This is a genomic window from Serratia sp. CY47280, from assembly GCF_052168655.1.
In the GTDB taxonomy this organism is placed as follows: domain Bacteria; phylum Pseudomonadota; class Gammaproteobacteria; order Enterobacterales; family Enterobacteriaceae; genus Serratia; species Serratia bockelmannii.
Window position 1 is genome coordinate 1,519,213 of the sequence record NZ_JBJNMG010000001.1, and the last position, 15,344, is coordinate 1,534,556.

General features: G+C 61.8%; 11 protein-coding genes. 5 read left to right on the top strand and 6 right to left on the bottom strand.

Annotated features, from left to right (window positions below):
* Positions 1-57: 57 nt before the first annotated feature.
* Entirely contained in the window at positions 58-888 is an 831-nt protein-coding gene (locus tag ACJ8J4_RS07405) for an alpha/beta fold hydrolase (protein ID WP_025303474.1), read from the bottom strand.
* A 204-nt stretch (positions 889-1,092) separates the two neighbouring features.
* Here ACJ8J4_RS07405 and ACJ8J4_RS07410 point away from each other — a divergent pair, with 204 nt between their 5' ends.
* From ACJ8J4_RS07410 to ACJ8J4_RS07430, 5 genes are all read left to right on the top strand, one after another.
* Positions 1,093-2,517 carry a coniferyl aldehyde dehydrogenase gene (locus ACJ8J4_RS07410; RefSeq protein ID WP_237651400.1) on the top strand — a complete coding sequence of 475 codons (1,425 nt, stop codon included), beginning with the start codon at positions 1,093-1,095 and terminating at the stop codon, positions 2,515-2,517.
* Between the two features lie 259 nt (positions 2,518-2,776).
* Complete coding sequence (gene katG, locus ACJ8J4_RS07415; protein ID WP_025303476.1) at positions 2,777-4,972, top strand: catalase/peroxidase HPI; 2,196 nt, start codon at positions 2,777-2,779, stop codon at positions 4,970-4,972.
* Positions 4,973-5,602: 630 nt separating this feature from the next.
* Positions 5,603-6,400, top strand: coding sequence for a glyoxalase (locus ACJ8J4_RS07420; RefSeq protein WP_197835815.1), 798 nt, complete (start codon positions 5,603-5,605; stop codon positions 6,398-6,400).
* A gap of 41 nt (positions 6,401-6,441) precedes the next feature.
* Positions 6,442-7,731 carry an alginate export family protein gene (locus ACJ8J4_RS07425; protein WP_197835813.1) on the top strand — a complete coding sequence of 430 codons (1,290 nt, stop codon included), beginning with the start codon at positions 6,442-6,444 and terminating at the stop codon, positions 7,729-7,731.
* A 502-nt stretch (positions 7,732-8,233) separates the two neighbouring features.
* Entirely contained in the window at positions 8,234-9,616 is a 1,383-nt protein-coding gene (locus ACJ8J4_RS07430) for a serralysin family metalloprotease (protein ID WP_089181109.1), read from the top strand.
* Between the two features lie 107 nt (positions 9,617-9,723).
* Here the strand turns inward: ACJ8J4_RS07430 and ACJ8J4_RS07435 are convergent, their stop codons facing one another.
* The 5 genes from ACJ8J4_RS07435 to ACJ8J4_RS07455 form a co-directional block, all read right to left on the bottom strand.
* Positions 9,724-10,776, bottom strand: coding sequence for an NAD(P)H-dependent flavin oxidoreductase (locus ACJ8J4_RS07435; protein WP_142590222.1), 1,053 nt, complete (start codon positions 10,774-10,776; stop codon positions 9,724-9,726).
* Between the two features lie 96 nt (positions 10,777-10,872).
* Entirely contained in the window at positions 10,873-12,483 is a 1,611-nt protein-coding gene (locus ACJ8J4_RS07440) for an MFS transporter (RefSeq protein WP_049203315.1), read from the bottom strand.
* Positions 12,476-12,901: a DoxX family protein gene (locus tag ACJ8J4_RS07445; RefSeq protein ID WP_049209251.1), complete on the bottom strand. Its 426-nt coding sequence runs from the start codon at positions 12,899-12,901 to the stop codon at positions 12,476-12,478. The genes ACJ8J4_RS07440 and ACJ8J4_RS07445 overlap by 8 nt, the downstream gene beginning before the upstream one ends.
* 9 nt (positions 12,902-12,910) lie before the next feature.
* Positions 12,911-13,741: an alpha/beta fold hydrolase gene (locus ACJ8J4_RS07450; protein ID WP_043143107.1), complete on the bottom strand. Its 831-nt coding sequence runs from the start codon at positions 13,739-13,741 to the stop codon at positions 12,911-12,913.
* 142 nt (positions 13,742-13,883) lie between these two features.
* Positions 13,884-15,278 carry an MFS transporter gene (locus ACJ8J4_RS07455; protein WP_197813446.1) on the bottom strand — a complete coding sequence of 465 codons (1,395 nt, stop codon included), beginning with the start codon at positions 15,276-15,278 and terminating at the stop codon, positions 13,884-13,886.
* Between the last annotated feature and the right edge of the window lie 66 nt (positions 15,279-15,344).

The window sequence follows — 15,344 nt, forward strand, 5'->3', positions numbered from 1 at the left end:
CATCGCAATCAAAAAAGCTCCGCCCACTCAGGGCGGAGCAAAAGTGCTTGTTCGCGCTTAACTGTTCACGAACGCCAGCAGATCGGCGTTGACCTGATCGGCATGGGTGGTCGGGATGCCGTGCGGCGCGCCCTTATAGGTATGGAGCGTGCCGTTTTGCACCAGCTTGGCCGAGAGCACGCCGGAATCCTGATAAGGCACCACCTGGTCGTCATCGCCGTGGATCACCAGCACCGGAATGGCAATCTTCTTGAGATCTTCGGTGAAATCGGTCTGCGAGAAGGCGACGATGCCGTCATAGTGCGCCTTGGCGCCTCCCATCATGCCCTGCCGCCACCAGTTCCAGATAATCGCCTCCGACGGTTTGGCACCCGGGCGGTTATAGCCATAGAACGGGCCTGCGGGCACGTCGTAATAGAACTGCGCCCGGTTGGCGGCCAGCTGCGCCTGGAAATCATCGAATACCGATTTTGGGGTGCCCTGCGGATTGGCGTCGGTTTTCACCATCAGCGGCGGCACCGCGCTGATCAGCACCGCTTTGGACACCTTGTCCTCGCCGTGGCGCACGATATAGCGCACCACCTCGCCACCGCCGGTCGAGTGGCCTACGTGCATGGCGCCCTGCACGCCCAGGTGTTTTACCACCGCGGCGACGTCATCGGCGTAATGATCCATGTCGTGCCCTTCCCACACCTGGCTGGAGCGGCCGTGGCCGCGGCGATCGTGCGCAACCACGCGGAACCCTTTGTTCACGAAGAACAGCATCTGGGCATCCCAGTCATCGCTGGACAGCGGCCAACCGTGGTGGAAGTAGATAACCTTGCCGTTTTTTGGGCCCCAATCCTTGTAGAAAATCTCGACGCCATCGCTGGTCGTTACATAACCCATGTCGTTTCTCCCATTTACACTATGGTTAAAAAAGAAGGTTTATACTGCGCGCGGCGCCGGGATCTCTGGCTCCCTCATCCCGGTTGGCCGACGATCTTGCGTTGATCGTTTAACGAGTATAGGTTTAAAGTTCACTTTAAGGTCAATAGTGGCCCGGCAAGCGGTATTTCCCTCAGTAACGCGATCGGCATCAGGAGTATTCAAGTGCAAGGAGATGACACCGCCACGACGATGGAGCAACGGCTTGCCGCCCAGCGCCACGCCTTCCTGCGCGACGGCGCGCCGACGAGGGATCAGCGCAAGGCCGCTCTGCGCCGCTTGCGAAGCGCCATTCTGGCCCAGCGCGCCGCGCTGGCGGCGGCCGTCAGCGCGGACTTCGGCCACCGTTCGCCTTACGAAACCGACATTCTGGAGATTCTGGTCACCGTTCAGGCGATCGATTACCTTCTGCGCAACCTGAAACGCTTCATGAAGCCGGAGCGCCGCCACGTCGCCCTGCCGTATCAGGCCGCACGCGCCTATGTGCAATATCAGCCCAAGGGGGTGATTGGCATCATGGCGCCGTGGAACTATCCCTTCTCGTTGACCTTCATCCCGCTGGCCACCGCCCTGGCCGCCGGCAACCGCGTGATGCTGAAACCTTCGGAGCTCACGCCACATACCAGCCGCCTCATCGAAACGATGCTGGCGGCGCTTTTTCCCGCCGATGAGGTCGCCGTCGTGACCGGCGGGCCGGACGTCGGGGCCAAATTCAGCGAGCTGGCGTTCGACCATCTGGTGTTCACCGGCAGCACGGCGATCGGCCGTCAGGTCATGCAGGCGGCCGGCAAACATCTGGTGCCGTTAACGCTTGAACTGGGCGGCAAAAGCCCCGCCGTCATGGCGCGCGGCGCGGTTAACGCCAGAAACGTCAAGAGCGTGGCGTTCGGCAAGCTGTCAAACGCGGGCCAAACCTGTATCGCGCCCGATTACCTGCTGGTTCATCAGGACGATCTGGCAAGCTTCATGGCGCTCTATGACGCGGCGGTTAAAAGCTTTTATCCCGACGGGCCAACCGGCGACGACTACGGCGCCATCATCAACGACAGGCACTACCACCGCTTGCACGATCTGCTCGCCGATGCCCAGGCGCGGGGCGCGCAAATCCATCCGGTCGGCCACCGCCCGGACTCGGCGTCTGAACGGCCGAACACGCTGGCCCCTACGCTTATCGTCGGCGCCCCTGATGACAGCGCGATCATGCAAGAAGAGATCTTCGGGCCGCTGCTGCCGGTGCGCACCTACGCCGCCTTTGATGAAACGATCGACGTTATCAACGCCGGGCCGCGCCCGCTTGCGCTCTACTACTTCGGTCCGCCGGGCGAGGATCGGGACCGGCTGCTGGCGCGCACCACCTCCGGCAACGTCAGCGTTAACGCCACCCTACTGCATTTCGCCCAGGACGATCTGCCGTTCGGCGGCATCGGCCCCAGCGGCATGGGGGCCTGTCACGGCATCGAAGGATTTCGGGCGCTGAGCCACGCCAAAGGCGTCTTTATCCAGAGCCGCTGGCGTTTTACCGACCTCCTGCGCGCGCCGTTCGGCAAGCTGGCGGACGCGGTGCTCAAGGTTATGCTGCGGCGCCGATAACACGGCGTGTTGACTATCAATAGCACACCCATAAATCGCCGCAAGCTATCACAATATTCACTCATTCCTATTTTATCTCTCCGCCACCGCTGACTAAGCTTAGCCATGAGTCGCCTTTTGCCCGTTAGCGGCCGGGGCGATGCGAATCCATTGAGTTCAGTTATTTAGCGCAACACCCGACGCAAGCCTTACCCGCATGCCTTGTTAACCGCTCCACGCCCGGCGGCTGGAGCACCTTTATGGAAGCAGAGAGCGCATTATGACAACTGAAAGCAAATGCCCGTTTTCGGGCGGCAAGCAGCCCGCACCGCAGAACGGCCCCACCAATCAGGATTGGTGGCCTAATCAGCTCAGCCTGAAACCGCTGCATCAACATTCCCCCCTGTCCGATCCGATGGATAAAGACTTCAACTACGCCGATGCCTTCAACAGTCTCGATCTGGCGGCGGTCAAACAGGATCTGCACGCCCTGATGACCGACTCGCAGGAATGGTGGCCGGCAGACTTCGGCCACTACGGCGGCCTGTTCATCCGCATGGCCTGGCACAGCGCCGGCACCTACCGCATCGGCGACGGCCGCGGCGGCGCGGGCGAAGGCCAGCAGCGCTTCGCCCCGCTCAACAGCTGGCCGGACAACGTCAGCCTCGACAAGGCGCGTCGCCTGCTGTGGCCAATCAAACAGAAATACGGCCGCAACCTCTCCTGGGCCGACCTGATTATCTTGACCGGCAACGTGGCGCTGGAATCGATGGGCTTCAAAACCTTCGGCTACGCCGGCGGCCGCGCCGACACCTGGGAGCCGGACGATGTCTACTGGGGTTCTGAGAAGATCTGGCTGGAACTGAGCGGCGGGCCAAACAGCCGCTACTCGGGCGACCGCGATCTTGAGGACCCGCTGGCGGCAGTGCAGATGGGTCTGATCTACGTCAACCCGGAAGGCCCGGACGGCAATCCCGATCCGGTGGCCGCCGCACGCGACATCCGTGAAACCTTCGCCCGCATGGCGATGAACGACGAAGAAACCGTGGCGCTGATCGCCGGCGGCCACACCTTCGGCAAGACCCACGGCGCCGGCCCGGCGTCTAACGTCGGCGCCGATCCGGAAGCCGCCGGGCTGGAGTCGCAGGGCCTCGGCTGGCACAGCACCTTCGGCACCGGCGTTGGCAAAGACGCCATCACCAGCGGCCTGGAAGTCACCTGGACCACCACCCCGACCCAGTGGAACCACGACTTCTTCCGCCACCTGTTCGAATACGAATGGGAGCTGACCCAAAGCCCGGCCGGGGCGCATCAGTGGGTAGCGAAAGACATCGGTGAAACCATTCCCGACGCCTTCGATCCCAACAAGAAACGCCGCCCGACCATGCTGACCACCGACCTGTCGCTGCGCTTCGATCCGGCCTACGAGAAGATTTCGCGCCGTTTCTATGAGCATCCGGAAGAGTTGGCCGACGCCTTCGCCCGCGCCTGGTTCAAGCTGACCCACCGCGATATGGGGCCGCGCGCGCGCTACCTCGGCCCAGAAGTGCCGCAGGAAGAGCTGATTTGGCAGGATCCGATCCCAGCGGTCGATCATCCGCTGATCGACGAGCAGGACATCGCCGCGCTGAAAAACGCCGTGCTGGCTTCCGGCCTGCCGGTGTCCGCACTGGTCTCCACCGCCTGGGCTTCGGCTTCCAGCTTCCGCGGTTCCGACAAACGCGGCGGCGCCAACGGCGCGCGCATTCGCCTGGCGCCGCAAAAGGACTGGGCGGTCAACCAACCTGCGCAGCTCGCCGCGACGCTGGCCAAGCTGGAGAGCATCCAACGCGCCTTCAACGATGCCCAGACCGGCGGCAAGCGCGTCTCGCTGGCGGATCTGATCGTGCTGGCCGGCGCGGCGGGCGTGGAACAGGCGGCGAAGAACGCCGGTTTCGCCCTGACGGTGCCGTTCGCCCCGGGCCGCATGGACGCCTCGCAGGAACAGACCGACGTGGACTCCTTCGAGGCGATGGAGCCGCTCGCCGACGGATTCCGCAACTTCCTGAAGGGTAAATACCGCGTGCCGGCCGAAACGCTGCTGGTCGACAAGGCGCAGCTGCTGACCCTGACCGCGCCGGAAATGACGGTGCTGGTCGGCGGGCTGCGCGTGCTCGGCGCCAACGTTGGCGGCACGCAGCACGGCGTGTTCACCCAGCGGCCGCAGGCGCTGACCAACGACTTCTTCGTCAACCTGCTCGACATGGGCACCACCTGGCACCCGATCGGTGAAGACGGCCTGTTCGAAGGCCGCGATCGCCGCAGCGGCGCGGTCAAGTGGACCGGCACTCGCGTCGATCTGGTGTTCGGTTCGCACGCGCAGCTGCGCGCGCTGGCCGAAGTCTACGGCAGCGCCGACGCGCAGGAGAAGTTCGCCCACGACTTCGTCGCCGCCTGGAACAAAGTGATGAACCTCGATCGTTTCGATCTGGCGTAACGTCCCCCCAACGGCCTGCTTTGGCAGGCCGTTTTTTCCCCTGAGATCAGCACCACCTCCGCTCCACGTCAGCCCTGTCAGGCGCCGCGATATTCTCTTTCCCCGCTTATTCGTATTTACTCAACAAGTCATATAAAAATTTGATGGGCGGCAATTCTTTTAATGCTGTATTTATATTTAGACGGCAATGAAGACCGTAAACTCAGCTGGCTCATGCGATATATCCCATCTAGGAGAACACCGTTATGGATTATCCTCGATTCACCTCAACACGCGGCGAAACGGGCCTCATGACCACCGCCATTCCTTAGCGATAGCGGGCTGAGCCGGCAAAGGCGCCCCACCGTTCCACGCCCATAAAAAGAGATATTTTGCACCTGCGCGATATTCGCTTAGGCGCCAGAACATCGCCCTTATTTAATGTTTCACGACGCACATTGCGTTTTTCGTTTTTATTTTTCAGCCGACGGGAAAGCTCATAGGGAATTACGCTTCACTCAGGACAATAACCGCTACCTAGAGGTCATCATGCAACATATTATCGGCATTTCTTCTCGTCGGCTGAGGATATCGGCCCTTGCGCTACTGCTCCCTGCCGTATCATGGGCGGCCGATACGGCGCCTCTTGCCGTGGGGCCGCAATATGACACCACCCATGTCTACGTCGAACGCGGCAAGATGGACGCCTTTGTCGACAGCATCCTGAAAACCTTCGGCGGCACCAGTACCAAACGCGTGCTGGTCAACGTCACGCCCACGCCGAGTGAAACCTATTCCCAGCTGATACTGACGCCGGCCGGCAGCTTCTCGGTGTTCGATTTCAAAACGCCGATCCCGTACCCGTTCGGCGCCGAGCGCAACGGTTTTCTGGTCAGGGATATGGACGCCGCCATCCGGCAGGCCAGGGCCGCCGGCGCCGATGTGCAGGTTGCGCCTTTCGACGATCCGATCGGCCGCGACGCGGTGATCCAATGGCCCGGCGGCGTCAACATGCAGCTCTATTGGCACACCAAGGCGCCTGACTACAAGCCGCTGCTGAGCGTGCCGGAAAACCGCCTGTATCTCTCCGCCTACCGCGTCGACGATTTCCTGAAAAGCTACCAGGCGTTCTCACACGGCAAGGTCGTGAGCGACGAACAGGTCAGCGACACGGCGATCGGCCGTAACGGCAACGGCAAGATCCGCCAGATCGAACTGGACTCCCGCTTCGGCAAAACGCGCATTTTCGTCACCGACGGACATCTGCCTTATCCGTTCGGCCATGAGCGCACCGGCTATGGCGTCGACGATCTGTCGGCCACGCTGGCCAAAGCGACGGCCAGCGGCGCGCAGGTGCTGTGGCATTCGACGGCGGCGGAACGCCGCGCCTCGGCGCTGGTGCGTTTCCCCGGCGGCTATATCGCCGAAATTCACCAGACGGCTAAATAAACCCAAGGCGCGCTGCGGCGCGCTTTTTTCTTCGGATATTCATGATGAAACGCACGCTACCCGCACTGTTGCTGTTCTCCACGCTCCCCGCGCTGGCGGCGGAGCCCGCCGCTTCCCCCTGGAAAAACATCCCGTTGGGCGATGCGGCCACGTTGTCTTTCGACGGTTCACTGCGCGAGCGCTATGAATGGACGGATCAGCGGGATCTGAACGGCGGACGCGACGACACTTTCATGCAGCGCTTGCTGGTTGGCGCGCGCCTCGACTACGGCGACTATGTCGGCGCCTATGTGCAGGTGGGATCGTCGCTGGCCACCCCGCGCGACCGCGGGCGCAAGCCGACTGACGAAGATCATGCCTACCTCGGCCAGGGCTATGTGGACTTAAAACTGCCCACCGCCTACGGCCTCGGCACCCTGCGGATCGGCCGCCAGGAGATTGCGCTGGGCTCGCTGCACCTGCTGGGCACCCGCGACGGCCCCAACGTGCGCCGTTCCTTCGATGCTATCCGCGCCAGCTGGGCCAAGGATAAAAACCGCCTCGACGCCTTTATCGGCCATCCCGTCACCCTCAAAACCGGCAGTTTCGACGACGATACTGACAACAGCCAAAAGGTCTGGGGGCTGTACGGCACCACGCCGCTGGCAGCGCTGGCCTCCTCGCTCGATCTCTACACCTTCGGCTTTGAGGATAACGACGTCCACTACGCGCAGCTCAGCGGGCAAGAGCGGCGCTATACCGTCGGCGCGCGCATTTTCGGCGCGGCACAGGGGTTCGACTGGGATAATGAAGCCGCCTGGCAGTTCGGCAGCGCAGAACAGCGTGACATCCGCGCCTGGTCGGCGTCGGCGCACGCCGGCTATACGGTCAACGACTGGCGCTGGCAACCGCGCTTCGGCGGCAAGATTGGCATCGCCAGCGGCGATAAAAACGGTCACGATGGGCAGCTCAACACCTTTAACGCCATGTACCCCAAGCTGCCCTACCTGACCGAGAACGGGCTGGTGGCGCCGGCTAACCTGATCGCCATCCATCCTTCGGTCACGATTATGCCGTGGCAAACCCTGGCCATCGACTTCAGCTGGGACGCGTTGTGGCGGCAACGCCGCGAGGATGCCTTCTACCTCGGGCCAATGCGCCCGGTGAAGGGCAGCGCGCAGGGCTCGCGCTTTATCGGCAACCAGTATCAGGTTGAAACGACCTGGACACCGCGCAGCGATCTTCAGTTCAAGGTGGCCTATGTCTACTTCGACGTCAGCAACAGCCTGCAGCAACATGCCGGGCTGAAAAACATGAACTTCGTGCTGGCGCAGGGCACCTACAGTTTTTAAGTATCAGGTAAGTTAATCGGTGTACGCGGACGCCCTTAATAATCCCGTACTCAATTAATGACGAGCGCCGGCGAGTAGCCGCCCATATGCATTGCGGCAATGGCGGGTACTCGCCGCCATTCACAGATAAAAGCTAAATAAAAGCAAAAAGATAAATCAATCACGTAAACTCCGCTAGCCAATTACAGTGTAATATTAAATAAAAATTTAATTCCACCTGGTTATTTAAGCACGCCTTTTACGCATATCTTATGTAAAAGATTCATATAAGAATAACTCATTAATGAAATAATTGTGTTTATACTGCTTTAACTCAATCACAGTGCACAATTAATTCCTCACCGTGATTAATGATAAGGATATATTCCGCTTGAACGCAATATTCAAGCCAGACCAAGGAGGCAAACCAATGATATCACATTAATTACCCCTGATTTTCAAACCTGTGTACGAGCATATAGAGCGTTAGGTGCAATATTGTCAACGTCCAAAGGAGTTTGATATGTCATTAGCGACCGATAAGATTTCCGATTATTTAACCCGTTATGAAAGAGGCGATCACGCGGGGAGCAGTAAACCGTCATATACCACGCAAGAGGTTTCAGATCTGCTGCTGAGGAGCCATTATTCCGCCAATGGCAAAGGCGTAACCGACCATGCGGCTACCTTGACCTACTCTTTCCCCGTCTATACCGACAGCGACAAGACGGGCGCCGCGCAGCTTACCGCCGCGCAGCAAGCCCAAACCAAGCTTTCATTGCAATCCTGGTCGGATGTGGCCAACATCACGTTCACCGAGGTTAAAGGCAACGACGCGAAAAACGCAGATATAAAGTTTGGTTTTTATAAGGCGGCCAGCGGGGGCAATTACACCTCGTATGAAAGTACGCAGAGCAATCTCAAAAGCACCATTTGGATCAGCGGCAATAACGGCTACGACGCCTCCAATCCGCAAACCAATAACTACGCCAGGGATACGCTGACTCATGAAATAGGGCATGCGTTGGGGCTTTCTCATCCCGGCAATTATGATGCGTCAAATGCCACCTACCCCACCTACGCCAACTCGGCGAAGTATTATGAAGACGACCATCAATATTCTTTGATGAGCTATTTTAACGAACAATACACCAGCGCTGACTATAAAGGCGTTTGGCCATCAGGGCCGCAGCTGGATGATATTACCGCCATACAGAAGCTTTACGGCGCGAATACCACCACGCGCACCGGCGATACCACCTATGGTTTCAACTCGAATACGGACAGAGACTTTCTGAGCGTTAAGGCGTCCACGGACAAAATCGTGGCGGCTATCTGGGATGCCGGCGGCAATGACACGCTGGATTTTTCAGGCTACAGCCAGGATCAGCGCATCAACATTAACGAAGGCGCATTCTCTGATGTGGGCGGCTTGAAGGCAAATATCGCCATCGCCTACGGCGCGCAGATTGAAAATATCATCGGCGGCAGCGGCGCAGACATTTTAGTGGGCAACGCGCTGAACAATACGCTAAAAGGCGGTGCAGGCAACGACATCATTTACGGTGCCGGCGGCGCCGATCAGCTCTGGGGCAATGCAGGTGCGGACACCTTCGTCTTCCGCGAAGCCGGCGACAGCCAAGCCGCCGCGCCGGATTGGATCCGCGATTTCCAGACGGCGGTGGATAAAATCGATCTGTCGTGGCTCAACCAGACGGCTAAGGCCGACGGGAGCGAGCTGCACTTCGTGGATAGTTTAAGCGGCTCGTTGTATGAAGCGGCGCTGAATTATGACGCGCAGCAGAATGTCACCGATCTGGCCATCAATCTCTCCGGCAATCAATTACCTGATTTCCTTGTCAAAATCGTTGGGCATGTCGACGCTTCCGCCGATATTCTCGTCTAGCCAAGGCAAACCCGCAGTCCGGCCTTTACGCCGGACTGTTCATCTCTTCTCAGGCCTCACCCCGGCGTCTTTTTACATTGCCACAGCAATAAATCGCGCAGACGAGCTCACACCGCTTCCAGCTCCGCCGCCAGGGTGGCGACCAGCTCCGCCGCCGGCATCGGCCGCGCCAGGCCCACGCCCTGCCCGGCCCACAGCGACATAAACTCCCCGCGCCCGGCCTTGGCCGCCGCCTGGCGGATATCGCCGGTGAGCGCGTTCTGCACCGGATAAGGCAGGATCTGCGCCTCTTCCGCGCGCATCTGCCGCATGAAATCATTGACGATGCCGCGCGCCGGGCGGCCGCTGAAGGCGCGCGTCAGGCGCGTGCTGTCATCGCCGGCATTGCGCAGCGCCGCCCGCCAGGCTTCGGCGATGCCCGACTCCGGGCTGCACAGGAACGCGGTGCCCAGCTGCGCCGCCTGCGCGCCCAGCAATTGCGCCGCTGCGATACCGCGCCCGTTCATGATGCCGCCTGCGGCGATCGCCGGGATCTTCACCGCCGCCACCACCTGCGGCAGCAGGGCCATCAGGCCGACGCAGGACTGTTCGATATCGCCGAGGAAGGTCGGGCGGTGGCCGCCCGCCTCCGCGCCCGAGACGCACACGAAGTCGGCGCCCGCCTCTTCCCAGGCGCGGGCTTCCGCCACCGTGGTGGCGGTGCCGATCACCCGCGAGCCGGCCTTCTTGAACTGCGTGACCGTGGCGCGCGGCAGCACACCGAAGGTGAAGCTGACCACCGGCGGCGCCGCCTCCAACAGGGCCGCGATCTGGTCGCGGTTGTTTTCGGCGAATTGGGTCGGCATGGGCGGCTCACTCAGCCCCAGCGCTTCGCGGAACGGCCGCAGCAGGTGCTGGGCGCGCTTGAGCTCGGCGAGATCCGGGTGCTGCTCATCGAGCAGAAACAGGTTGATGTTGAACGGCGCGGCGGTCTGCGCGCGGATCTGCTGCACCCGTTCGAGGATCACCGCCGGTGAAAACAGCGCCGCCGCGCACGATCCCAGCGCCCCGGCGTTGCTCACCGCCACCGCCAACGCCGGCGGCGACGCGCCGTTCATCGGCCCCTGAACGATCGGATAGCGCAGCCCAAGCTCGCGGGCAAAAGCAGAAGGTGCCGTCATCAATGTGTCTCCCTGTGCTGACTACATTCGTCTTACGGCGGCCGCGCCGCCGAACCGACCAAAAGCATAGCACCTTCTCGCCGCCTGGCCGTGCAGTTAATGCTTCACCTGACGCCGGTCGAGCGACAGGAAGTGATGCACCACCGGTTTCTCAGGGCCAATGTGGAAGCGCAGCGCCTCCTGCTGCAGGTCGGCGTCGGCGTGCGACACCCGCTGGTGCTGCCGCAGGTGCTCCGCCCAGGACTCCACCAGGAACCACTCCATGATGCATTCCGGATCGCCGGTATGCTCGGTGATGCCCCAGGCGTAAGCGCCATCGCGGCGGCGCGCCCGTTCCAGCATCAGCAGCGTGCGCAAGAACTGCGGCCGGTCCTGTTCGCGGATGCGGTACTCCACCTGGATCATCACCGGGCCGCGATCGTTTTCAACCGGCGTGTTAACCAACGGCTCCGGCCAATGGTTCGACGGCTGCAGATCGGCCTCACCGGTCGGCAGACGCAGGCGGTGGAACAGCAGCCCCGCCGCCAACAGGCCGACGCCGCCGACCAGCAGCGTGGCGGCCACGCCCAGCTCCTGCGCCACCAGTCCCCACAGCAGGCTGCCCGCCGCCATCGCGCCGTTGAACACCATCAGGTAAATGGCCAGACCACGGCCACGCACCCAGTTGGGCAGCACGCCCTGCGCCGCGCCGTTAAGCGTGGTCAGCGCGATAATCCAGCCGGCGCCCAGCACCAGCAGCAGCACCACCGCCAGCCACTGCGGCGGCGCCAGCGACAGGGCCGCCATCACCACGGCGGTGAGCACCGCCGCCAGCAACACCAGCCCGTCGGCATTCAGCCGCTGGCGCAGACGCGGCAGCACAATAGCCCCAAGGATCGCCCCGGCGCCTACCGCCCCCAGTAGAACGCCGTAGAAACCGGCGCTGCCGCCCAGCATGCGGCGCGCCACCAGCGGCAACAGCGCCCAAACCGAGCTGGAGAAGGCGAAGAACACCGCCGCCCGCAGCAGCACCACGTGCAGCTCGCGGCTGGAGCGGGCATAACGCAGGCCGGCGCGGAAGGCACCGAAGAAATGCTCCGACAGCCCGCTGTCCTCGGCCTTCGGCCGCTTCCACCACAGCAGCGCCGCGATCACCAGCACATAGCTCATCACGTCCGCGCCGTAGGCCGCGCCGGCACCGAAGCTGGCCAACAGCAGACCGCCGGCCGCCGGGCCGATGGAACGGGCGATGTTGATGCCCAGCGAGTTCAGCGCCACGGCGTTTTTCAGCTCGGTGCGCGGTACCAGCTCCGGCACGATCGCCTGCCAGGTCGGCCCCATCAGCGCCGCGCCGATGCCGCCGACGAAGGTCAGCGCCAGCAGGTATTCCACCGTCAGCGCACCGGTCTGCGACAGCAGCAACAGGCTGCCGCTGACGCAGGCCAGCAGAATTTGCACGAAGATCAGAAAGCGTCGCCGATCGAGGATGTCCGACAATACCCCGGCCGGGATCGCCAGCAGGAACACCGGCAGCGTGGCGGCGGTCTGCATCAGCGCCACCGCCGAAGGGTTGCTCGACAGGTCGGTGATCAGCCACGAGCTGGCGACGTCACGCATAAAGCTGCCGACGTTGCCGAGCACCGTGGCACCCCACAGCACCGCAAATAATGGGATTTTCAGCGGCGCGAAGCCGCCCGCCGCCGCCTTGTTTTCCGTCTGTTCAGCCATCCGTTCGCTCCTTCAAATCGTTAAATGCCACCAGCAACAGCGCGCCGGCCAGCCCGAGGTGTTCAAAAAATCCGTTCATCATCTGGCCGCGCTCCGCCCCGTCGAACTGCCAGAACGGATTGGCCATCAGCGTCGCCATCAGGGTAAAACCGGCCAGCGCCAACGCGCCGAGCCAGCGATAAAAGCCGCTCAGGATCAGCGCCGACGCCGCCAGTTCCAGCAGCGTCACCAGCACGGCGAACAGCGCCGCCGGCTGCAGGCCGAAGTGGGTCATTTCGGCGATGGCGCCCTCAACGTTCAACGCCTTGACCAATCCGCCCTGAATATAGGCGGTACAAATCGCGAGCAGCAGCAGCCAGCGCACCGCGGGCGCATTCAGCCGCTGTACGCAGCGGGCGGCGATAGCAGTCAGGTTCATCGCGCCCCCTTAAAACGGCGAATTCTGGATGAAGGCCAGCAGATCGGCGTTGAAGCGATCGGGATCGACCTGCGCCAAACCGTGAGAACCGCCGGCGTAAACATTCAGCTCCGCCTGTTGCATAAGCTTAGCGGCTTTCAGCGCCGAGGCACCGATCGGCACGATCTGATCGGCATCGCCGTGCACCAGCAGCGTCGGCTTGTCGATCGCCAGCAGATCGGCGGTATAATCCACTTCGGAGAACGCGCGCACACACTCGTACTGCCCTTTCACGCCGCCCTGCATGCTCATCAGCCAGAAGTGGTCGATCAGCCCCGCATTGCTCTCCACCTCGTCGCAGTGGAGGCCATAGAACGGCACCGCCAAATCTTTGAAGAACTGCGAGCGGTTGCCCGCCACGCCGCTGCGAATGCCGTCGAAGGCCGCCATCGGCGTGCCCTCAGGGTTGACCGGCGTTTGCAGCATCAGCGGCGGCACGGCGCCGACCAGCACCACCTTCGCCACCCGATCGCTGCCGTGACGGCCGATGTAGCGCGCCACTTCGCCGCCGCCGGTGGAATGGCCGACCAGGATCAGATCGCGCAGATCCAGCGTTTCGATCAGCAGAGCCAGATCGTCGGCGTATTGGTTGATGTCGTTGCCGTGCCAGGTTTGATCGGAACGGCCGTGGCCGCGGCGATCGTGGGCAATCACGCGGAATCCGCTCTGGCCGAAAAACAGCAGCTGGTTGTCCCAGGCGTCGGCGGACAGCGGCCAACCGTGGGAGAACAGGATCGGCTGGCCGCGGCCCCAATCCTTATAGAAAATGCGTGCGCCATCGGGCGCGGTAAGGGTGCTCATGACGTGTTCCCCGCTCGGTATCGAATTGGATTTTGTACGGGTTAACAGTACGGCAGGCGCAAAGGCAGTGATAACGGAATAATTTTCGCATGATCGCGAATTTTTTTGCTGAAGAAGCCGGCGTCACCGCCGGCGCAAAACGTCAGATGTTTTCCAGATCGATGCCGCGCGTTTTCGGGCCGAACAGCCCGATCACCAGCATCACGATCAGCATGCTGGCGACGATAAACGCGATCACCCCCAACGAACCGCCGTACTGCAAGATAATGCCGATGATGATGCTGCTGAACACCGTCGACAGCCGGCTGAAGGAGTAGCAGAAGCCGACGGCGCGGGCGCGGATATGGGTCGGGAAGATCTCGGACTGGTAAGAGTGGTAGCTGTAGGTCAGCCAGGCGTTGGACCAGGTGATGAAGAAGCCGCACAGGATCAGCCACAGCGGGTTGTTCTGCAGTGCGAACAGCGAGCCGAAGATCACCGTCACCAGGCAGGACAACACGATCTGCCACTTGTTCTCCATCTTGTCGGCGTAGAAGCTGCACAGCAGCGAGCCCAGCGGGTAAGCCAGCGTGATGAAGAAAGCGTACAGCAGGCTGTGGGTGACCGAAGCGCCCTTGCCCGACAGCAGCGCCGGTAGCCAGTTGCCGAAGCCGAAGAAACCGATGGCCTGAAAGAAGTTCATCACCACCAGCATCAGCGTGCGATCGCGATACTGCGGCGCCCAGATGTCGCGAAAGCGGCCGCGCAGCGGCGCCCCCTCGGCATCGTCCACCGGGCGCGACGGAAAATCCGTGGCCGCCACGCCGCAGCGCCGTTCCATGTCCCGCATCACCTGCCGGGCCTGCGCATAGCGCCGCTGCTGCACCAGCCAACGCGGCGACTCCGGCAGCCCCTTGCGCACCAGCCAGATCACCAGCGAAGCCAGCGCGCCGGCGATCACCACGTAGCGCCAGCCGCTCAGGCCCCAAATCGTCTGCGGCACCAGCCACCAGGACATCAGCGCCACCGCCGGCACCGACAGAAACTGCACGAAGAACGCGAAGGCGAAAGCCCGGGTACGCAGGTGCGCGGGGACCCATTCCGTCAGGTAAGTGTCGATGGTCACCAGCTCGATACCGAGCCCAACGCCCACCAGAAAACGCAGAAAGATCACCCATTCCGCCTGCTGTTGAAACGCCAGCAGCAGCGAGAACGCGCCATACCAGATCAGGGCGAACATAAAGGTGGCACGCCGGCCGAAGCGATCGGCGTACGGGCTCAGCAGGCTGGCGCCGACGAACAGGCCGAGAAAGGTGGCGGAGGCAAAGGCCGCCTGATCCGATACGCCGAAGACACCCTGCGCGCCGGTGTGGAAAATGCCGTCGGCGATAAGGCCGGTGCTGATATAGCCGGTCTGGAACAGATCGTAGAGTTCGAAAAAACCGCCCAGCGACAGCAGAATAATAAAGCGCCACAGGCCGGCCGACGCGGGCAAGGCGTCGATTCTGGTCGCCAAATCCCGCGCATGGATCGGCGACGCCGCTACAGATTCACTCACCGTTAACCTCGCATTAACATTTTTGATGACTTTCTATGCTAGCGAAGCGGCGTCGGAGTTAAATTT

What these genes read in the sequence shown, in the direction of transcription:
- ACJ8J4_RS07430 (WP_089181109.1), top strand. Translation starts at nt 8,234, where the DNA reads ATGTCATTAGCGACCGATAAGATTTCCGATTATTTAACCCGTTATGAA.
- katG (WP_025303476.1), top strand. Translation starts at nt 2,777, where the DNA reads ATGACAACTGAAAGCAAATGCCCGTTTTCGGGCGGCAAGCAGCCCGCA.
- ACJ8J4_RS07445 (WP_049209251.1), bottom strand. Translation starts at nt 12,901, where the DNA reads ATGAACCTGACTGCTATCGCCGCCCGCTGCGTACAGCGGCTGAATGCG.
- ACJ8J4_RS07435 (WP_142590222.1), bottom strand. Translation starts at nt 10,776, where the DNA reads ATGACGGCACCTTCTGCTTTTGCCCGCGAGCTTGGGCTGCGCTATCCG.
- ACJ8J4_RS07450 (WP_043143107.1), bottom strand. Translation starts at nt 13,741, where the DNA reads ATGAGCACCCTTACCGCGCCCGATGGCGCACGCATTTTCTATAAGGAT.
- ACJ8J4_RS07440 (WP_049203315.1), bottom strand. Translation starts at nt 12,483, where the DNA reads ATGGCTGAACAGACGGAAAACAAGGCGGCGGCGGGCGGCTTCGCGCCG.
- ACJ8J4_RS07405 (WP_025303474.1), bottom strand. Translation starts at nt 888, where the DNA reads ATGGGTTATGTAACGACCAGCGATGGCGTCGAGATTTTCTACAAGGAT.
- ACJ8J4_RS07425 (WP_197835813.1), top strand. Translation starts at nt 6,442, where the DNA reads ATGATGAAACGCACGCTACCCGCACTGTTGCTGTTCTCCACGCTCCCC.